This window comes from Pseudonocardia adelaidensis (assembly GCF_039543345.1).
GTDB lineage: Bacteria > Actinomycetota > Actinomycetes > Mycobacteriales > Pseudonocardiaceae > Pseudonocardia > Pseudonocardia adelaidensis.
The window spans coordinates 89,295-108,381 of the sequence record NZ_BAABJO010000009.1; the positions used below are offsets into that span (position 1 = coordinate 89,295).

Genomic DNA, 19,087 nt, shown 5'->3' on the forward strand with positions numbered 1-19,087 from the left:
CCCGAGTTCCCTGGGGCGGCCGGCTCGGTGTAGAGGCTCGGCCTGCGGTCGCGCAGCGCATCGTTGCCCGGGCCGAGGGACGGGCCGCAGCGGTCGGCGACGACCACGTGCACCCGGTAGGTGCCCGCGGCCGCCTGCGCCTTGACCTCGGGACGCGACTGTGACCACCACCCCCTCCTCCTGGACGAACGGCACGTACGTCGCACAGGTGCGTACCGATGGACCGCTCGTACCGAGCCTGCGCCTCGTACCGCGGCTATCGCCGAGCCCGTCCCGACGCGCTCCGGCAGGCCCCCGCTGTACGAGCGGCGCATTCGTCCGATAGGTGCGTACCGGCGTGCCGTCCGTACAACGGGGGCGCCTCAGCCTGCGGCGCCGATGCTCCACGGGTCGGTGCGGCCGGTGGACACGGTGACCTCGACGCGATCACCCAGCGCCGCGTGCACGACGTCCGCCGCCTGAGCGCACCACGGCCACTCCGACGCCCAGTGCGCCACGTCCACCAGCGCGGGCGTCGTGCGGCCGACCGTTCCGGCGAGCAGGTGCTCCGATGCGGGGTGGTGGCGCAGGTCCGCGGTGACGTAGGCGTCGACGCCCGCCGCGGTGGCCGCCCCCAGCGCGGAGTCACCCGCCCCGCCGCAGACCGCGACCGACCGGATCGGCCGGTCCGGGTCACCGGCCGCACGCACACCCCACGCCGTCTCGGGGAGCGCCGCGCGTACCCGCGCCGTGAACGCCGAGAGCGGTTCGGGCGCCGGCAGCGAGCCGATCCGGCCCAGCCCGCGCGACGAGGCCAGCTCGGCGAGCTCGAACACGTCGAACGCGGGCTCCTCGTACGGGTGCGTGGCCCGCAGCGCCGCGACGACGGCCTCCCGCCGCCCACGGGGCAGGACCATCTCCAGCTTGGTCTCGGCGACCCGCTCGAGCTTCCCGACCGCACCGATCGTCGGGTGCGCGCCCTCCAGAGGCTTGAACTGGCCGGTACCGGCGGTGGCGAACGAGCAGTGGCTGTAGTCGCCGATCCGGCCCGCGCCCGCCGCCGACATCGCCTCGTGCACCGCGGTGATCACCGGGCCGGTCGGGATGAACGTGACGATCTTGTCGAGCGGCTCGGCCGGCTCGCCGACCAGCGGGCCGCTGACGTCCAGCCCGATCGCGGCGGCGAGCGCATCGGACACGCCGGGGTCGGCCGCGTCGGCGTTCGTGTGCGCGGTGAAGAGCGCGGTGCCGCCGCGGATGAGCCGGTGCAGCAGGGCGCCCTTGGGCGTGTCGGCCCCGACGCCGTGCACGCCCCGCAGCAGCAGCGGGTGGTGGGTGACGAGCAGCTGGTGGCGCCCGATCGCCTCGTCGACGGTCTCCGGCACCGGGTCCACCGCCACCAGCACGGAGGACACCTCCTCCGCCGGGTCGCCGCAGACCAGCCCGACGGCGTCCCAGTCGGCGGCGAGCGCGGGCGGGTAGGCGGCCTCCAGCGCGGCGATGACGTCGCCGACCGCCGCCGTCACGCCGCCACCTCCTCGAGCGCCTCGGAAAGCGCCGTCACCAGCCGCGAGACTTGGCTCGCGGGGCGCACGGCCACCCGGATGTGATCGGGGCCGAGGCCGGGGAAGGTGTCGCCGCGGCGCACCGCGATGCCGGCCGCACGCAGCGCGGCCCGCACCCGGTCGCCCCGGCCGTCCGGCAGGCGGAGCAGGAGGTACGGGGCGGTGCCGGGCAGCACGGTGACGCCCGGGACGGCCGCCAGCCGCTCCGCCTGCTCGGCCCGCGCCGTGACGAGGCGCTCCGCCGCCCGCTGGGCCTCCTCCACCGCCGACGGTGCCGAGCACCCGATCACGGCTTCGAGCGCGAGCGTCGAGACCGGCCACGGCGGCCGCGGTGCGGCCAGCCGGGCGAGCAGCTCCGGCTCGCCCAGCGCGTAGCCCGCCCGCAGGCCGGCGAGCGCCCAGGTCTTGGTGAGGCTGCGGAAGACCAGGAGGCCCGGCACGTCGGCCGCACCGGCGAGGCTCTCGGCCTCACCGGGCACGGCGTCGGCGAACGCCTCGTCGACGAGCAGCACGCGGCCCGGCGCGGCGAGCGCGCGGACGTCCGCTGCCCGGTGCAGCACGCCGGTGGGGTTGGTCGGGTTGCCGATCACCACGAGGTCGGCCTCGGCCGGCACGGCCTCCGGGTGCAACGCGTGGCCGTCGGCCTCGTCGGTGAGCACGTGGACGACCTCGACCCCGGCGGCCCGCAGCGCGGCCTCCGGCTCCGTGAAACCCGGGTGCACGACGGCGGCCAGCCGCGGCCGCAGCGCCGGGAGCAGCGCGAACCCCTCCGCACTCCCCGCGAGCACGAGAACCTCGTCCGGGCGGCGCCCGTGCCTGGCCGCCACGGCCTCCCGCGCCTGCTGGTCGTGCGCGGCGGCCGGGTAGCGGCCGATCCCGTCCAGGGCCACGACGAGCCGATCCCGCAACCACGGCGGCGGCGCGCTCCCCTGGACGTTCACGGCGAAGTCCAGCAACCCGGGCCCGGCATCGACGTCCCCGTGATGCCGCAAGGACGCAAGATCCATGGCGGAAGCCTACGGCGGCGGCTCCGCACCAACCCCGGGCACTCACACACCAACCCTGGCGCCCACACACCAACTGCAGTTCATGTGCCAGCACCGACGTTGGTGTGCGAGCGAGCCGGGAGCTCCCCGTGACCCGCGACGGCGAGTGACCGCTCGAGTTGAGAGAGACTGCGGTGGTGACCGATCCGCGCCACCGCCTCTCCGTCGTCTTCGTCTGCACCGGCAACATCTGCCGGTCGCCGATCGCGGAGAAGGTGTTCGTCCACGAGCTGGAGCAGGCGGGCCTGGCCGACTCCGTGCGGGTGTCGAGCGCGGGCACCGGGGACTGGCACGTCGGGTCCCCCGCGGACGAGCGGGCGGCGGCCGTGCTGCTCGCCGGCGGCTACGAGGTGGAGCACGTGGCGCGGCAGGTGGACGCGGAGCAGCTCGACGCGGACCTGGTCGTGGCGCTCGACCGCTCGCACGAGCGCGCGCTGCGGTCGCTCGTGCCCGAGCCGGACCGGGTGCGGCTGCTGCGCTCGTTCGACCCGGACGCGCCGCCCGGCGCCGAGGTGCCCGACCCGTACTACGGCGGCGACGACGGCTTCACCGACGTGTTGGAGATGATCAAGGCGGCGATGCCGGGGATGATCGAGTGGGTGCGCGAGAACAGGTGACGACGGTCCTCGGGGTCGCGGTGCTCGACCGCGTGCCGCTCGGGGGTGGGGCCGCCCGGGTCGGGCTCGCCGACGGGCGGACCGTCGTCGTCAAGGACGGCGACCCGCAGGCCGTCGCGGCCGAGGCGGCCGGGTTGCGCTGGCTCGCCGCGGCGGGCGCGGCGGCCGTACCCGCCGTGCTCGAGGTGGAGGGTGGCCGGCTGGTCACCGAGCTCGTCGCGGGCGGCGCACCGAGCGCCCGGGCGGCCGAGGAGCTGGGGCGCGCGCTGGCCGGCACCCATGCCGCCGGCGCGGCCGCGTTCGGTGCCCCGCCGCCGGGCGGCCCCGGCGACGCCCGGATCGGCGCCGCGCCGATGCGCAACGCGCCGGCCCCGAGCTGGCCGGAGTGGTACGCCGCCGACCGCGTGCTGCCCTACCTGCGCACCGCCTGCGACGCCGGCACCCTGACGGGCGGGGCGGCGCGGGAGATCGAGGCGGTGGCCGACCGGTTGCCCGATCTCGCCGGGCCCGCGGAGCCGCCCGCCCGGCTGCACGGCGACCTGTGGTCGGGGAACGTGCTGTGGTCGCCGGACGGGGCCGTGCTCATCGACCCGGCCGCGCACGGCGGGCACCGGGAGACCGACCTCGCGATGCTCGCCCTGTTCGGCTGCCCGCACCTGCCGACCGTGCTCGCCGCCTACGACGAGGCCGCGCCGCTCGCCGCCGGGTGGCGCGATCGCGTGCCGCTGCACCAGCTCTTCCCGCTCCTCGTGCACGTGGTGCTGTTCGGCGGCGGCTACGCGGCGCAGGCCGCCTCCGCCGCCCGAGCAGCACTGCGAGCCGGCTGATCGGGGCTAGTGCCCCCCGCCGGGGGACACTAGCGCCAGTCGTCCAGCAGCCGGACGTCCTCGCGGTCGTAGCCGGGCTCGTTGGGCCGGTGCATGGTCACGCCGGGGCTGTCGGTGCGGAAACCCGCCGCGAGCAGCTGCCGGTATGCCTCGTGCCGGGCGGTGTTCACGCCGAGCGTGAGCCGCACCGCGCCCGCGTCGACGGCGAACCCCTGGCAGGCCGCCACCAGGGACTCGAAGGCCTGCGCCGCGCCCGGGCCCGGCCGCACGGCGGCGAACTTGACGTAGGCCACCCCGCTCCCGGCCTCGGTGCCGGCCCCCGCGTGGCACACGGCGAAGCCGCGCGGCGCGTCCGGCTCGCCGATCAGGACGACGTCACCGAGGCCCTGGTCGAGCACGGCCGCGATCTCGCCACGCACGTCCAGCCCGGGGTGGATCGCCTCGGTGACGGCGGCGCAGCCGGCCATGAGCACGGGCCGGTCGGCGGGCGCCACGGCGGACAGGCGCCAGCCGAGCTCGGGCTCGGAGCCGGTCAGGGGGCGCGACATGATCGCCGTGAGGAACCGCGGCCAGAACCCGAACCGCTGGTAGAAGCCGTGGTGTTGCGGGCTCTGGGCGAACGTGAAGAGCCCCTGGTGGCCGGCGCCCCACCCGTCGAGGACGTCGACGGCGGCGGCGACGAGCCGGGTGCCGATCCCCTGGCCCCACAGTTTCGGGGTCACCGAGAGCGGACCGAAGTAGCCGACGCTGCCCCATCGCGTGACGACCGTCGACCCGGCCACCGCGCCGTCCACGAACGCCGCGAGCACCGTGCTGTGCCGTGCCCGGAACCGGGTGCGCAGGAGCTCGGTGTCCCGGTGCACGCCCGCACCGAGGACGGTGGAGAAGGCGTCGCGGAAGACGTCGTCCGCCATGTCCACGTCGGCCGCCTCGAGCGGCCGAACCTCGATTTCCACACGCGCAGGATGCCGTGTCACTCCGCTGAACGGACGTCGGGGTTACTCCAGATCGCCACTATCGGGGGTCGACGGCGAGGAAGGACCAGCCGCGGTCGGGGAAACCCGCTGCGGCCGCGACGCGCGCGGACGCCGTGTTGCCCCGGGCGTGCACGTAGGTGGGCACCCCGCCCTCGTCGAGCACGCGGCGGGCCGCCTGCGCCACGAGGCGGCGGGCCAGGCCACGCCCGCGCGCCGCCTCGACGGTCACGACGGCGAGCTCGCGGCCGTGGGCGTCGTGCTCCTTGATCCCGACGCCCGCGAGATGCTCCCCGGTGCCGCGGTCGACGGCCACCAGTACCTCCCCTCCGAACCGGCGCAGCCACGGCGGCACGGACGCGTGGCCTGCCACGACCCACTCCCCCGCGTCGGGCAGCGGCGCGGGCCGCTCCGTCCAGCGGAACACCCCGTCGAACCAGTCACCCGACAGGCCTGCGACCTCCGGGATCCGCGCGGGAGAGCCACCTGCGTCGAGCCATGCCCGCACGGTGGTCACGACCGCCGGTGGCACCGAGAGCACCCCGCGTCCCGGCGTCGCGACCCCGATGACCCGGTGCAACCCGCCGTCCCACCCCGGCTCGTCGCGGGCGGGCGAGCCGACGACCGTGAGCCCGGCCCCCGTGCCCGGCCAGCGACCCAGCCAGGTGCGCAGGTGGGCGGCCAGCCGGTCCTCGCTCACAACCGGCAGTAGACCATGTGACATCAGGAGGAGGAGACGAGCTCGGCCAGCGAGTCGGTGACGAACCCGGCGAGGACGTCGACGTCGGGGAGTGCGTCGCGGTCGGCGGTGAAACCGTAGTGGACGCCGTCGGTGTAGGACGTGATGCCGATGGCGACGGCCTGGCCGCCACCGAGCGGCACCACCGGGTACATGTCGAGCATCCGGGCGCCCATCGCGTACAGCGGGCGGGGCGGGCCGGGCACGTTGGTGACGAGCACGTTGTAGAAGTTGCTCGAGTACTGGCTGGCCAACCGCGCGCCGAGGCTGTGCACGATCGGCGGCGCGAGCCCCACCAGCCGCATCAGGGTGGCGGCGCCCACCGCCTGACCGCTGCGCTTGTGCACCTCCATCGCATCGCGCAGCACCCCGTGCCGCACGAGCGGGTCGTCCTCGGTGACGGGCAGGTCCACGAGGTAGGCGGAGATGCTGTTGCCGGCCGGGGCGCCGCCGCCACGGGCCCGGGCGCGCACGCTGACCGGCACCATCGCGCGGACGGCGGTGTCGGCGGTGAGCGGCTCACCGCGGCTGATCAGCCAGCGGCGCAGGGCACCCGTGACCACGGCGAGCACGACGTCGTTGACGGTGCCGCCGTGCGCCTTGCGGACCGCCCGGTGCTCGGCGAGCGAGGTGCGGCACATGCCGTATCGGCGCTGCTGGCCGGTGGCCGCGTTGAGCGCCTGCACCGGCCGGACGGTGGCGGCGCTGCGGCCCGCGGCGAGCACGCCCTCCACGGTCTTGCCGACCATGGACGCGGCCTCGCGGACGTCGCCGAGGGCGCGCCCGGCGACGTCGAGGACGTCCCGGGGACGGCGCAACGCGCGCGCGGCCGCGGCCGCGGCGAGCTCGAGCCCGGACGGCTCGGGCGCGGGCTCCCAGTCGTCGTCCGGGGTCTCCCGCGGCTCCGGGGTGAGGTCGAGCAGCACCGCCCCGATGTCCATCGACGCGAGCCCGTCGACCATGGCGTGGTGGGTCTTGGTGACCACGGCGAACCGGCCGTCGGCGAGGCCCTCGACCAGGTAGACCTCCCACAGCGGCCGCGACCGGTCCAGCTGCCGGGCGAGGAGCCGCCCGACGAGGTCGAGCAGCTCCTCCTCCGTGCCGGGCGCGGGCAGCGCCGAGCGGCGGACGTGGAACGCCAGGTCGAACTCCGGATCGTCCACCCACACCGGGAGCCCCAGCCCGCCCGGCACCTCGCGCACCTTCTGCCGGTACCGCGGCACGAGCGCGAGCCTGCGCCCGATGAGCTCGGTGAAGGCGTCCGGGTCGAACGGGCCGTCCTGAGGCGGCGCGAACGTCATGACGGCGCCCACGTGCATCGCGGCCGTCCGGTGCTCGGCGAACAGGAACGACGCGTCGAGCGGCGAGAGGCGGTCGACCACGCCGCCATTCTTCCGTGTCGCCGGCCGCCCGTGGTTACGCGCGCTGGAGCACTTGTACCCGCTCAGCGATGGAGCGGCTACCAACCGCGAAGGGGGAACCCGGACCTTCCGCGCTCGAGGAGCTTCACCCCGAGCACCTGGTGCAGCTGGATGTTGTCGCGCTCGAACCCGAGCCGGCTGGCCGCCATGTAGAGCCGCCACACCCGCGCCCTGCCGAGCCCGACCTCGGCGACGGCCTCCTCCCAGTGCTCCTCCAGGTTGTTGCACCAGCCGGTGAGGGTGAGCGCGTAGTGCTCGCGCAGGTTCTCCTCGTGCCGCACCTCGAACCCGCTGTCGTTCATGACGGAGATCAGGTGCCCGACCGGCTCCAGCTGCCCGTCCGGGAACACGTAGCGCGCGATGAACGGGTCGAGCCTGCGGGTCAGCGGGGTGCGCGGCTGGGTGATGCAGTGGTTGAGCAGCCGTCCGCCGGGCTTGAGGCGCTCGTAGAGCGAGGTGAAGTAGCTCGGCAGGTTGGCCTTGCCGATGTGCTCGGTCAGCCCGATGGAGCTGATCGCGTCGAACTCCGCCTCGGGCGCGTCGCGGTAGTCGAGGTGGCGCACCTCGGCGAGGTCCGAGAGACCCCGGCGCTCGATCTCGGCCTGCGCCCACTCCGCCTGGTTGCGCGAGAGCGTGACGCCCAGCGCCTTGACGCCGTGCTCGGCGGCCGCGTGCATGACCATGCCGCCCCAGCCGCAGCCGACGTCGAGCAGCCGCATGCCCGGCTTCAGGCCCAGCTTCTGCGCCACGAGCTCGTGCTTGGCGGCCTGCGCCTCCTCGAGCGTGGCGTCCTTGGTGGGGAAGACCGCGCAGGTGTAGGCCATCGAGGGACCCAGGACCCACTCGTAGAACCGGTTGGAGACGTCGTAGTGGTGCGAGATCGCCTTGCTGTCCCGCGCCTTCGAGTGCAGCCGGCCCGGCGGGCGGTACTCGAACTCGGGCGGGGACTGGCGGTGGCGCAGCCACACCGGGAACAGCTTGCGCGCGAGGTGCAGCTGCTCCTTGCGCGTGAGGTCGTGCAGCGTGAGGTCGGCCATGGCGTTGAGCACGTCGTAGACGTCGCCGTCGACCTCGAGCTCGCCGGTGACGTACGCCCGCGCGAGCCCCAGCGTGCCGGGCGCCGTGGCGAGCCGCGCGAGCGCGCGAGGCGTGAGGACCTTCAGCGCGACCTCGGAACTGTCCGGCCCGGCCTTGCTGCCGTCGTAGGCCACCACCCGGATCGGCACGTCCTGGCCGAGGACCTCCGAGATGAGCTCCGCTACCTGCATGACAGCCCCCTTTTCACCTGGTGACCTTGGAGTACAGATCGGGCTGCCGGCCGTGCGGGTCGTAACGCTCCTTCAGCGCGCGGTAGGCGGGCCCGTTGTAGTGCTTCCAGAACTCACCTTCGTCGTAGTGCACTGTGGAATACAGCGACTTGTGGCCGCCGAGGTCGGCGACGAGCTCCTCGATCCGGCGGTTGTGCGCGTCCGGTCTCCCGGGTACCTCGGGAACGCTCGACCAGAAACCCACGTTGACGTACAGCTCGCCGGGCTGCATGGGGTACAGCGGCCAGGTCCGCTCGCCGCGCAGCCGCAGCGGGCACAGCCACACCGGCCGGATGCCGATGTCGCGGTGGAACGCGTCGAGGAACTCGGCGAGCCGGGCGACCGGGATCTCGACGTCCTGGATCACCGGCTCCTCCTGCGGGGTGCCGGTGAGGCGATGGGCGAGCCGCGAAATGCCGTAGCGCCGGTCGAGCGCGACGATGCGGCGGTAGACGTCGGAGCGGCGGTAGCGGCGCGGCCAGAACCTGCGCACCACGGGGTGCTGCACGCCGAGCGCCCGTGAGCACCAGAACCAGTCGGTGTCCCAGCGCCAGATGTAGTCGTGCACGGTGAGCACGTCGGACCTGCGTTCGCGGACCGAGCGGTAGAACACCTGCTGGCCGGTGTAGTCGCTCACCCCCGGGCCGGGGTCCTCGCTGAACGTGCCGAGCGTGAGGTACTGCTCTCCCGGCTCGAAGACCGTGCCGTCGACGAAGTCAGGTCCGTCCGGCCCGCACACCTCGGTGATCGTGGCGGCGAGGTCGGCCGTGGCCACCCGCCGGTGCTCGAGCCGGACGTACGGCGACACGCGCTGCAGCTCGATCTTCAGCCGGACGGCGTAGCCGAGGGTGCCGTAGGAGTTGGGGAAGCCGGCGAAGAGGTCCGCGTGCTCACCGTCCGGCGTGGCCGTGACGATCTCCCCTTCCGGGGTGAGGATGTCCATCTCGAGCACCGACTCGTGCGGCAGCCCGTGCCGGAACGAGGTGGACTCGATGCCCAGCCCGGTGACCGCCCCGCCGAGCGTGATCGTCTTGAGCTGCGGCACCACCAGCGGCATCAGCCGGTGCGGCAGGGTGGCCTCCACCAGGTCCTCGTAGGTGGTCATGCCCTGCACGTCGGCGGTGCGCGCCACGTCGTCGACGGAGATCACGCCGGCCAGCGCGGACGCATCCAGGGTGCCGACGGGTTCGGTATCGCCGAAGCGGAACAGGTTCGAGGTCTTCTTCGCCAGGCGCACCCTCGAGCCCGGTGGTAATGCCCGGTACCGTCCGACCAGATCGGCCACCGCTGCGTCGTGCCGGCTGGGCGTCAAGGTCATGTACGCGACGCTAGTCCGCTTTCCTCGCCTCACTCAAACCTTTGACCTGCACCGTTCCTCACACCGTCCGGATCGTCCCGGTGTGGGGGATCCGGCGCGGCCGTCCGGACCGTGGTGGGATGGCAGCCGTGACCGACAACCCGCTCCAGAACGTCACGTTCCCCTCGAACGGTGGCACGGCGCACGGGTACCTCGCCGTCCCCGCGTCCGGCAGCGGCCCGGGCATCGTCGTCATCCAGGAGTGGTGGGGCCTGACGAACCACATCGCCGACGTCACCAACCGGCTGGCCGCCGAGGGCTTCGTCGCGCTGGCGCCCGACCTGTACGGCGGCAGGACCACCCACGACGCGGGCGAGGCCGGCGAGCTGATGCAGGAGCTGCCGGTCCAGCAGGCCGCCCGCGACCTCGCGGGCGCCGTCGACTTCCTGCTCGCCCACGAGTCCGTCACCTCGCAGGAGGGCACCGAGCGAAAGGTCGGCGCCGTCGGCTTCTGCATGGGCGGCGGCTTCGTGCTCGTGCTCGCGGCGCAGCAGGGCGACAAGATCGGCGCCGCGGTGCCGTTCTACGGGGTGCTCAAGGAGGACTTCCCGAGCTTCGCCGGCCTCACCGCCCCGCTGCTCGGGCACTTCGGCGAGCAGGACGAGGTGGCAGGCCCCGACGCGGTGCGCGCGCTCGCCGCGCGGATCGAAGCCGAGTCGGGCGTGCGGCCGGAGTTCCACATCTACCCGGCGGGCCACGCGTTCTTCAACGACGAGAACCACCTGGGCACCTACGACCCGGAGCAGGCGCAGGTCGCCTGGACCCGCACGCTGGAGTTCCTCCGCGCGCACCTGGCCTGATCGACACGACCTATCCGTGGTCGGCCAGGAACTCGTCGAGGGCCGTCCACGTGCTGGTGCGCGCGCCGCGCCCGGTGAGCACGCCGAGGTGCCCGCCGGGCGCGGTGCTGAACCGCACCTCGGGCGCGCCGGTCAGGAGCCCCACTACCTTCTGCACGGCCGGCAGCGGGGCGATCACGTCGTCGCGGCCCGCCACCACCAGCACCGGGACCTGCACGGCGGCGAGCCGGATCGAGCGGCCGCCGAGGGAGAGCTCACCGTCGGCGAGGTCGTTGCGGCGCAGCATCAGGTGGTAGATCTGGCCGAACACGCGGCCCGGGTAGCCGTGCATGTTGCGCATGAGGTGCTCGACGGCCTCGATCTGCGCGAGCGCGTCGCGGTTGTCGAGCTGGGACAGCACCGTGAGGGGCTTGGTCACGAGCTTGTCGACGGCCACGAGCTGGAACGCGGCGCTCACCACCGGCGCGGGGAAGCTGCCGATCGCCCGGTAGACCGCCGACAGGCCCCGCCCGCCCGTGACCGCGGCGAGGGGCCGCAGCGGCGCCACGAACGGCACAGCCGTCACGTCCACCGGGCTGCCGATCATCGTGAGCGTCCGCACCGGGAGCGGTTCGCCCGCCTGCGTACCCGCGGCGACCGCCAGCGCGCAGAAGATGCCCGCGAGCGACCAGCCGACGAGGTGGACGTCCGGGCCCGCGTCCTCGGCGGTGAGCCGCGCCGCCCAGGGCACGACGTCGTCGACCCAGTGCTCCATGCCGAGCCTGCGGTCGGCGAACGACTTCGGGCCGTGGTCGATCAGGTAGACGAGCCTGCCCTCGGCCAGCAGGTGCTCCACGAGCGAGCAGTCGCGCCGCAGGTCGTAGGCGAAGTCGGGGGCGCCGAGCGGCGGCACGAGCAGCACCGGCTCCCCGCCCGCGGGCGCCACCCCGGGCGCCGGGAGGTACCGGTAGAGGGCGCCGCGCGGGCCGTCGTCCACCAGCTCCCGCGGCATCCGCCGCAGGTCGGCGACGCCGCCGCACGCCATGCCGACGAGGTTGACGGCGGCGGCCGGGAGGTCCACGGGGCAAACGGTACCGAGGGGGAACGCCACCTCGGCCGTTCCCCGGTTACCGGCGGGTATGTGAGACTCCGCCGATGCAGCGCGACATCTTCGACGCCGAACACGACGCGTTCCGCGAGCTGGCACGGGCCTTCATCGCCAGGGAGATCACGCCGTTCCACGAGCAGTGGGAACGCGACGGCCAGGTCAGCCGGGACGTCTGGCTCGCGGCGGGGAAGGCCGGGCTGCTGGGCACCGACGTGCCCGAGGAGTACGGCGGCGGCGGGGTGCCCGACTTCCGCTACAACGCCGTGGTCACCGAGGAGCTGACCCGGGCCGGAGCGAGCGGCGTCGGCTTCCCGCTGCAGAACGACGTGGTGGCGCCCTACCTGCTCCGGCTGGCCACCGACGAGCAGAAGCGCCGCTGGCTGCCCGGGTTCTGCTCGGGCGAGATCATCACCGCGATCGCGATGACCGAGCCCGGCACCGGCTCCGACCTGCAGGGCATCCGGACGAACGCGCGGCGCGACGGCGACGGCTGGGTGCTGAACGGCGCGAAGACGTTCATCACCAACGGGATCATGGCGGACCTGGTGATCGTCTTGGCGCGCACCGACCCGGACGCCGGCAGCCGCGGCTTCACGCTGCTCGTGGTCGAGCGCGGGATGCCCGGCTTCGAACGCGGCCGCCGCCTGAACAAGGTCGGGCTGAAGGCGCAGGACACCGCGGAGCTGTCGTTCACCGACGTCCGCGTGCCGGACGCCAACGTGCTCGGCGAACCCGGCGGCGGGCTGATCGCGCTGATGCAGAACCTCGCGCAGGAGCGGCTCTCGATCGCGGTCGGCTGCGCGGCGGGCGCGGCCAGGGCGCTCGCGGTCACCGTGGACTACACGAAGGAGCGCTCCGCCTTCGGCCGGCCGGTGGCGAGCTTCCAGAACACCCGCTTCGAGCTGGCCGAGATCGCCACCGAGGTGGACGTCACCCAGGCCTTCGTCGACCGCTGCATCACCGAGCTCGTGGCGGGCAGGCTGGACGCGGCCGACGCCGCCAAGGCCAAGTGGTGGGCGAGCGACGTGCTCAAGCGGGTGGTCGACCGCTGCGTGCAGCTGCACGGCGGCTACGGCTACATGCTCGAGTACCCCATCGCGAAGGCCTTCGTCGACTCGCGCGTCCAGGCGATCTTCGGCGGGACGAACGAGATCATGAAGGAGATCATCGGGCGGCAGCTGTTGGGGTAGCGGTAGGCCCGCGCGAGCGGGCGGCCTGGCACACCAACTTCGGCGTCCACACACGAGCTGCAGCTGGTGTGTCGGCACCACCATTGGTGTGCGAGGAGACTCGGCGGCCGCGACCAGGGTGTTGCACACCAACTTCGGCGCTCGCACATGAACTGCAGCTGGTGTGTCGGCACCGGTGTTGGTGTGCGAGCGACCGGGCAGGCCCCAGCCTGCCCACGAAGCTGACCGGAGGCGACCCTGCACGATGGGCGGCGCCACCGGAGGCCCTACTCCAGGAGCCTCACGGCACCGTGCTCGCCGCCAGCCTCGCCCGTTCGGCATCGACGTCGAAGTCCGGCTTGGGGAACCGCGGGTCGAGGTCGGCGAGGGTCTCGGCGAGCAGTGCCGCGATGGCCCAGTTGCGGTACCACTTGCGGTCCGACGGGATCACGTACCACGGTGCGGCGGAGGTGTCGGTGCGCCGCAGGGCCTCGGCGTAGGCCTCCTGGTAGGCGGGCCACTTCGCGCGGGCGTCGAGGTCGCCCGGGTTGTACTTCCAGCGCTTCGCGGGGTCGTCCAGGCGCGCGACGAGCCGCTCGGCCTGCTCCTTCGCCGAGATGTGCAGCATGCACTTCACGATCGTGACGCCCTGCTCGTCGAGCTCCGCCTCGAACTGGGCGATCTCGGTGTACCGGCGCCGCCAGACGTCCTCGGGCACGAGGGAGTCGACGCGGGCGATGAGGACGTCCTCGTAGTGCGAGCGGTCGAAGATGCCGATGCGGCCGGCCACCGGCACCTGGCGGCGCACCCGCCACAGGAAGTCGTGTGCGAGCTCCTCGTCCGTGGGCTTCTTGAACGTGGCGATCTGCAGGCCCTGCGGGTTGACCAGGCCGCCGACGTGCCGGATCACCCCGCCCTTGCCGGACGTGTCCATCCCCTGCAACACGAGCAGGACGGCGCGCGGGCTCCCACCGGTGGCCTCGGCGTAGAGCGCCTCCTGCAGGTGGTCGAGGCGCTCACCGAGCTCGGTCATGTCCGCGGCCGCCGCGGCCTTGTCCCGCGGCCCGACCGGCCGGCCCCTCGGGTCGATGGCGGAGAGGTCCAGGTCGGCGGGCATCCGGAACGTCTCGCGCACGGTCTTCCCCATTCCGGGAACCCTAGGTCACATGTAGGCCGTCGAGCCGTCAGGACGTTTCGGCACCCGCCGCTCCCAATGGACGTAGTCGTCGTGGGCGAGCGCCGACTCGTCGATCTCGACGCCCCAGCCCGGTCGATCGGGGCGCAGCTGCAGGTACCCGTCGACCGGCAGGTACGGGTCCACGCACCAGCTCGTGTCGTCCGGCTTGTACTCCAGGATGTCGAAGTTGGTGGTCGCCGCCGCGAAGTGCAGGTTCGCGGCGGTCGCCAGTGGGCCCATCGGGTTGTGCGGGGCCACCCCGACGTAGTGCGCCTCGGCGAGCACGGCGATCTTGCGCATCTGGGTGAGCCCGCCGACGACGCAGATGTCGGGCTGCACGATGTCCGCTCCCTGAGCCGTGAGCAGCGCGAGGAACTCGTTCGGGGTGTACAGCGACTCCCCCGTCGCGAGCGGCACCCGCATCTCGCTGCGGATGCGGGCCCACGCCGGCACGTGCTCGGGCCGGATCGGCTCCTCGAGGAACAGCGGTTCGTTCGGAGCGAGGGCGGCCGCGAGCTGCACCGCCTGCCCCGGCTCCCAGATGCACGCGTGCGCGTCGAAGGCGAACTCCCACGCGTCCGGCAGCCGCTCGCGGACCTGCGCGAAGTAGTCGCCGATCTCGCGGCAGACCGTTCCCCAGCGGGTGGCGTGGATGTCGCCGCGGTACGGGCTCAGCTTGAACGCGGTGAAGCCGTACCGCTCGTTCAGCTCGGCGGTCCGGTCGGCCAGCTGTGGGACGTCCGGTGCGGAGTACAGCCCGGCGTACACGCGCACGCGGTCGCGCACCGCGCCGCCGAGCAGCTGGTACACCGGCAGGCCCGCCGCCTTGCCCGCGATGTCCCACAGCGCGTGGTCGATCGCCGCGATCGCGGCGAGGCCGAGGGCTCCGGGCGGGAAGCGCGAGGACTGCAGCAGGTACTGGTTGACGTAGGAGACCCGCCGCGCGTCCACCCCCTCGACCTGCGCGAACAGGTACTCCAGCAGCGGCACGAGCGCGCGGTCTGGGCCGTGGTTGTAGGCCTCGGCCCAGCCGGAGATCCCGTCGTCGGTGGTGATCTTGACGAGTAGCCGTGGGCGGTCCCCGACCCGCTGCATGAACGTCTCGAGGCGGCAGATCTTCACGACGGCCACCCGGCGGTCGCGGCGGCCACCTCCGCGGCCGCGTCCGGTCCGAGCACGTGACCGGGCGGGCGGACGTCGCGCCTGCACAACCCCCGCTGGTGCAGCGCCTCCTTGACGACGGCGACGTTGTCGGCCGCGCCGGCGCGGGCCCGCAGCTCCTCGAAGCGCCGCAGCCGCAGCCAGGCCTCCTGCACCCCGCTCCCGGCCCGCAGGGCGGCGAGCAGGTCGAGCGCCACCCCCGGCGCGACGTTCGCCAGGCCGGAGGTGAACCCGCGAGCGCCCGCCTGCCAGTACGCCGGCGCATACGGCTCGGCGAGGCCTGCGATCCAGAGCAGCCGGTCGCCCCCGGCGTCGGCGCGGACGGCGGCGAAGTGCACCGGGTCGTCCACCGAGTACTTCAGCCCGATCACGTTCGGCGCGCGGTCGGCGAGCTCCGCGATGTGCCGACCGGTGATCGCGCGGCTCTTCAGGTACGGCAGCACCCCGAGCTCCGGGACGGCCGCGGCAACGGCGGTGTTGTAGTCCACCCAGCCCGCCGGGGACAGGTACGGGTGCACCGGCTGGTGGATCATGATCGCGTGCGCGCCCGCGTCCCGCGCCGCACGCGCCTCGGCCTCGGCGGTGTGCACGTCGAGCCCGACCCCGGCCACCACGACGGCCCGCTCGGCGGCCGCCCCGGTGCAGGTCTCGAGCACGAGCTGCCGCTCGTGCGGCGTCAGCGTGTAGAACTCACCCGTGTTGCCGTTGGGCGTGACGGCGGTGATGCCGCCGTCGAGCAACCGGGTGACGAGCTTCGCGTAGCAGCCCGTGTCGACGCTGTCGTCCTCGGCGAACGGCGTGACCGGGATGACGACGGCGGTCGCCAGGCGCTCGACCAGGTCGGCGGGACTCACTTGGTCTCCTCGTAGGTGTGGACGGGTTTGATGCGGACGCACAGCCCATAGATCAGGGCGCTGATGATGCAGCTCGCGCCCGCGAACACGAGCGGCCCGAGGTAGGAACCGCCGCTGAACGTCAGGAACAGGCCGATCGCGATCGGGCTGATGATGTTGCCCAGCTGCGAGCCGAAGTTCTGGAAGCCCGCGATCGAGCCCACCACGTCCGGCGACGGGGCCACCTCCGCCGGCAGGCTGAGGATCGCCGCACCCGCGAACGAATGGGCGGCGCTGCTCACCGTCAGCAGGACCATGACGACGAGGTTGCTCTCGACGAAAGGTGTGAACGCGATGCACGCGCTGATCCCGAGCCCCGTGATGATCGGAACCTTCCGCGCGATGTTCGTGGAGATCCCCGACGCGAGCATGCGGTCGGACACGATCCCACCGAGAACGGTCGACCCGATTCCGATGACCGCCGGAATCGCGCCCACCATTCCGAAGTCGGCCTCCGAGAATCCGCGCTCGTCGAGGAGGTAGCTCGGGTACCAGGTGAGGAAGAAGGCCCCGGCGAGCGAGCGGAAGACGTAACCGCTCATCAGCGCCCAGACCTGCCCGTTGCGCAGCAGCGGCAGCCAGCTGCCGGCCTCGCGGGGGGTCTCGTCGCCCACCATCTCGGCCTGGTCGGAGCGAATGTGAGCGAACTCGGCGGCGCCGACCCGCGGGTGGTGCTCCGGCGCGCGGTAGATCCGCAGCCAGCCCAGTATCCACAGGAGGCCGACCACCCCGATGACGACGAAGACGGCCCGCCAGCCTGCCGAGACGGCGAGGATCGTGACCACCGGCACCGAGAGCGCCACGCCGATCTGCTGCCCCATGTCGAACAGACTGGAGGCGAACGCCCGCTCGCTGCGCGGGAACCACTTGGAGACGACCTTGATGTTGGCCGGCTGCACCGGCGCCTCGCCGATCCCGAGGCCGATCCGGAAGACGATCAGGCTCGCGACGCCGCCCGCGAACGCGGTGAGCGCCGTCCAGATCGACCACCAGCCGACCGCCACCGGGTAGATGACCCGCGGGCCGAACCGGTCGAGCAGCCAGCCGGAGGGCACCTGGAAGACCGCGTAGCTCCAGAAGAACGACGAGAGCACCACACCCTGCACGGTGGGATCGATCTCGAACTCGCGGGTCATGAACGGCAATGCCACGCTCAATGCGGATCTGTCGAGATAGGCGATCGTCAGGCCGAGCGCGGAAAAGGCCACGATCGTCCACCGGAAGTGGCTGCGCTGCCGCGCGGCGGACGGATCTTGAATTCTCTTGGCCGTGCTAGGGTAGGGCATCGTTGCTCCTCGTGAGTGACGGTTCGGGAGTGTGGCCTGGACGCTTGGCGGTGGCTGGGCCACACTCCTTTGTTGCTTTCCCGATCAGGGAAGCCGGTGCAGGAAGCCCGCCACGTGCTCGGCGGTGAGCCTGCGGGCGGTGTCGGCGTCGCCCGCCGCCGCGGCGGCGAGGATCGCCTCGTGCTCATCGGCCTCGGCCTCCCAGGTGGCGCTCTTTGCCCAGGACGCCGCCGAGACGAGGGCGGTGCGGTCGCGCAGCCCGTCCAGCGTCGCCACGAGCAGCGAGTTGCCGCACCCGGCGTAGAGCTGCCGGTGGAACTCGCGGTTGGCCATGCTCCGCTCGGCGTTGCCCGCGGCGGCGCGCGCCGTGCGCAGGCACTCGGCGGCGCCGGACAGGTCGAGTCCGGCGGCCACGCTGCGCTGCACGGCCTCGGGTTCCAGGAGCAGGCGCAGGTCGTAGATCGCATCGGCGTCGGCGCGGGTCAGCTCGCGCACCGCGGCGCCGCGGTACGGGACCATCGCCACCAGCCCGGTGCCTTCGAGGGTCTTGAGCGCCTCGCGCACGGGGGTCTTGGACACGCCCAGCTGGGTCGCGAGCTCCTGCTCGACGAGCGCGCTCCCGGGAGCGAGCTCTCCGCTCAGGATCCCGTTCCGAATGATCTCCAGCACCCGCGCGGTGCGCGAGGGCAGGAGCCCGGTGTCGGTCAGCGGCACGGAATCCCCTCATATCTCATATACGATGTGCGACCGTATGCCGACGCGGATCACCCGTCAAGGGGCTCGCTCACGCACCCGCATCAGCGGACCTGCCCCCTCGACGGGCCGCGCGACCACCGAAGAGGTGCACCAGCCGGAACGAGGTGCGGGAGTGTCAGGCCTTGACGCCCGGCCCCTCGGTGGGGATCACCGGGAACGCCTGGGTCGGCGCCGCCTCGGCCGGGGACTCCGCCGATGCCTCCGCCGGCCGAGCGGGTGGACCGGGCTCCGGCGCGGTGATCTCGGCGAGGTCGAGCTCGAGCCGGAACGGCTCCTCGATCAGCAGGGTCTCCTCGCCGCCGGCCCTGGCGTACTCGTGGTAGCGACCGCCGATGATCATGTCGGCGACCGCGAACGGGCCGTCGTGGTCGACCAGCACCGAGTACGGGATGCGGCTGCGGGAGTACAGCTGCAGCTTGAAGCTCCGGTCGGTGGCGCCGTGGTCGCAGCCGACGACCTCGATCACCATCAGGGCCGCGGCGGCGTCGAGGACGGCCGCCTCGAGAACAGTGGTCTCGAGGACGGCGGTGTCCGCGTTCTCGGCGGCTCCCCCCGCGCCTGCCTCCTCGCCGGCCTGCTCCGCACCGCCGCCGTCGGCACCGCCCGCGTCGTCCGCCGACGGTGCCGCCGTGACGACCAGGTCCGGCACGAGCACGCAGTCCGGGCCCAGGCGCAGCGGCACGGGGCCACGCACGACCAGCCCGTCCGGGAGCGCCGCGGCCACGGCCTCCCGCAGGCGCTCGATCGCCCGGAGCCGGCGCGGATGTGGGCCCGGACCGATGAGCAGCGTGCCGTCGACCACCTCGACGCGGCCGTCGTGCTTCAGGGCGAGGTAGGCGGCCTCGGTCCAGGGGCCCTCGTGGTCGAACAACGACTGGGTGTCCACCGTGGCCTCCTCTCGCTCGTTCCCGCGGCGCAGGTCACAT

At 73.3% G+C, this 19,087-nt stretch carries 18 protein-coding genes; 4 read left to right on the forward strand and 14 right to left on the reverse strand.

What is annotated here, in order from left to right:
- Positions 1-362: 362 nt before the first annotated feature.
- Positions 363-1,505 (reverse strand): Nif3-like dinuclear metal center hexameric protein, encoded by a 1,143-nt coding sequence (locus ABEA81_RS14015; RefSeq protein ID WP_345605463.1) that lies wholly within the window; start codon positions 1,503-1,505, stop codon positions 363-365.
- Entirely contained in the window at positions 1,502-2,551 is a 1,050-nt protein-coding gene (gene cobC / locus ABEA81_RS14020; RefSeq protein WP_345605464.1) for an Rv2231c family pyridoxal phosphate-dependent protein CobC, read from the reverse strand. Before cobC ends, ABEA81_RS14015 begins: the two co-directional genes overlap by 4 nt.
- A gap of 176 nt (positions 2,552-2,727) precedes the next feature.
- Here cobC and ABEA81_RS14025 point away from each other — a divergent pair, with 176 nt between their 5' ends.
- Together ABEA81_RS14025 and ABEA81_RS14030 are read left to right on the forward strand one after the other, a co-directional pair.
- The gene (locus ABEA81_RS14025; RefSeq protein WP_345605465.1) at positions 2,728-3,207 is read left to right on the forward strand and encodes a low molecular weight protein-tyrosine-phosphatase; all 480 of its coding nucleotides are present in this window, start codon (positions 2,728-2,730) and stop codon (positions 3,205-3,207) included.
- Positions 3,204-4,034 carry a fructosamine kinase family protein gene (locus ABEA81_RS14030; protein WP_425570550.1) on the forward strand — a complete coding sequence of 277 codons (831 nt, stop codon included), beginning with the start codon at positions 3,204-3,206 and terminating at the stop codon, positions 4,032-4,034. The genes ABEA81_RS14025 and ABEA81_RS14030 overlap by 4 nt, the downstream gene beginning before the upstream one ends.
- 29 nt (positions 4,035-4,063) lie before the next feature.
- On the opposite strand, the gene ABEA81_RS14035 is transcribed toward ABEA81_RS14030, so the two are convergent.
- From ABEA81_RS14035 to ABEA81_RS14055, 5 genes are all read right to left on the reverse strand, one after another.
- Positions 4,064-4,990, reverse strand: coding sequence for a GNAT family N-acetyltransferase (locus ABEA81_RS14035; RefSeq protein WP_345605467.1), 927 nt, complete (start codon positions 4,988-4,990; stop codon positions 4,064-4,066).
- 58 nt (positions 4,991-5,048) lie between these two features.
- A complete protein-coding gene (locus tag ABEA81_RS14040) occupies positions 5,049-5,708 on the reverse strand; it encodes a GNAT family N-acetyltransferase (RefSeq protein ID WP_345605469.1) in 660 nt (219 codons plus the stop codon).
- A 23-nt stretch (positions 5,709-5,731) separates the two neighbouring features.
- On the reverse strand, positions 5,732-7,129 hold the full coding sequence (locus ABEA81_RS14045) for a WS/DGAT/MGAT family O-acyltransferase (protein WP_345605470.1): 1,398 nt from the start codon (positions 7,127-7,129) through the stop codon (positions 5,732-5,734).
- Between the two features lie 77 nt (positions 7,130-7,206).
- A complete protein-coding gene (locus ABEA81_RS14050) occupies positions 7,207-8,436 on the reverse strand; it encodes a cyclopropane-fatty-acyl-phospholipid synthase family protein (protein WP_345605471.1) in 1,230 nt (409 codons plus the stop codon).
- 13 nt (positions 8,437-8,449) lie between these two features.
- Positions 8,450-9,793: an FAD-binding oxidoreductase gene (locus ABEA81_RS14055; RefSeq protein WP_345605472.1), complete on the reverse strand. Its 1,344-nt coding sequence runs from the start codon at positions 9,791-9,793 to the stop codon at positions 8,450-8,452.
- A 119-nt stretch (positions 9,794-9,912) separates the two neighbouring features.
- Here ABEA81_RS14055 and ABEA81_RS14060 point away from each other — a divergent pair, with 119 nt between their 5' ends.
- Positions 9,913-10,632 carry a dienelactone hydrolase family protein gene (locus tag ABEA81_RS14060; protein WP_345605473.1) on the forward strand — a complete coding sequence of 240 codons (720 nt, stop codon included), beginning with the start codon at positions 9,913-9,915 and terminating at the stop codon, positions 10,630-10,632.
- Positions 10,633-10,642: 10 nt separating this feature from the next.
- On the opposite strand, the gene ABEA81_RS14065 is transcribed toward ABEA81_RS14060, so the two are convergent.
- A complete protein-coding gene (locus ABEA81_RS14065; protein WP_345605674.1) occupies positions 10,643-11,656 on the reverse strand; it encodes an alpha/beta hydrolase in 1,014 nt (337 codons plus the stop codon).
- 110 nt (positions 11,657-11,766) lie between these two features.
- Here ABEA81_RS14065 and ABEA81_RS14070 point away from each other — a divergent pair, with 110 nt between their 5' ends.
- Positions 11,767-12,909: an acyl-CoA dehydrogenase family protein gene (locus ABEA81_RS14070; RefSeq protein ID WP_345605474.1), complete on the forward strand. Its 1,143-nt coding sequence runs from the start codon at positions 11,767-11,769 to the stop codon at positions 12,907-12,909.
- Between the two features lie 280 nt (positions 12,910-13,189).
- Here the strand turns inward: ABEA81_RS14070 and ABEA81_RS14075 are convergent, their stop codons facing one another.
- The 6 genes from ABEA81_RS14075 to ABEA81_RS14100 form a co-directional block, all read right to left on the reverse strand.
- A complete protein-coding gene (locus ABEA81_RS14075; RefSeq protein WP_345605475.1) occupies positions 13,190-14,035 on the reverse strand; it encodes a PPK2 family polyphosphate kinase in 846 nt (281 codons plus the stop codon).
- A gap of 15 nt (positions 14,036-14,050) precedes the next feature.
- Positions 14,051-15,187 carry a mandelate racemase/muconate lactonizing enzyme family protein gene (locus ABEA81_RS14080; protein ID WP_345605477.1) on the reverse strand — a complete coding sequence of 379 codons (1,137 nt, stop codon included), beginning with the start codon at positions 15,185-15,187 and terminating at the stop codon, positions 14,051-14,053.
- Positions 15,184-16,080 (reverse strand): dihydrodipicolinate synthase family protein, encoded by an 897-nt coding sequence (locus tag ABEA81_RS14085; protein WP_345605478.1) that lies wholly within the window; start codon positions 16,078-16,080, stop codon positions 15,184-15,186. Before ABEA81_RS14085 ends, ABEA81_RS14080 begins: the two co-directional genes overlap by 4 nt.
- Entirely contained in the window at positions 16,077-17,405 is a 1,329-nt protein-coding gene (locus tag ABEA81_RS14090; protein ID WP_345605479.1) for an MFS transporter, read from the reverse strand. The genes ABEA81_RS14085 and ABEA81_RS14090 overlap by 4 nt, the downstream gene beginning before the upstream one ends.
- Before the next feature lie 84 nt (positions 17,406-17,489).
- Entirely contained in the window at positions 17,490-18,119 is a 630-nt protein-coding gene (locus ABEA81_RS14095) for a GntR family transcriptional regulator (protein WP_345605480.1), read from the reverse strand.
- 157 nt (positions 18,120-18,276) lie between these two features.
- On the reverse strand, positions 18,277-19,047 hold the full coding sequence (locus ABEA81_RS14100; RefSeq protein WP_345605481.1) for a Uma2 family endonuclease: 771 nt from the start codon (positions 19,045-19,047) through the stop codon (positions 18,277-18,279).
- Positions 19,048-19,087: the final 40 nt, after the last annotated feature.

Excerpts from the sequence above, each read along its gene's own strand:
- cobC (WP_345605464.1), bottom strand. The coding sequence starts at position 2,551 with ATGGATCTTGCGTCCTTGCGGCATCACGGGGACGTCGATGCCGGGCCC.
- ABEA81_RS14050 (WP_345605471.1), bottom strand. The coding sequence starts at position 8,436 with ATGCAGGTAGCGGAGCTCATCTCGGAGGTCCTCGGCCAGGACGTGCCG.
- ABEA81_RS14055 (WP_345605472.1), bottom strand. The coding sequence starts at position 9,793 with ATGACCTTGACGCCCAGCCGGCACGACGCAGCGGTGGCCGATCTGGTC.
- ABEA81_RS14060 (WP_345605473.1), top strand. The coding sequence starts at position 9,913 with ATGGCAGCCGTGACCGACAACCCGCTCCAGAACGTCACGTTCCCCTCG.
- ABEA81_RS14065 (WP_345605674.1), bottom strand. The coding sequence starts at position 11,656 with ATGGCGTGCGGCGGCGTCGCCGACCTGCGGCGGATGCCGCGGGAGCTG.
- ABEA81_RS14070 (WP_345605474.1), top strand. The coding sequence starts at position 11,767 with ATGCAGCGCGACATCTTCGACGCCGAACACGACGCGTTCCGCGAGCTG.
- ABEA81_RS14075 (WP_345605475.1), bottom strand. The coding sequence starts at position 14,035 with ATGGGGAAGACCGTGCGCGAGACGTTCCGGATGCCCGCCGACCTGGAC.
- ABEA81_RS14090 (WP_345605479.1), bottom strand. The coding sequence starts at position 17,405 with ATGCCCTACCCTAGCACGGCCAAGAGAATTCAAGATCCGTCCGCCGCG.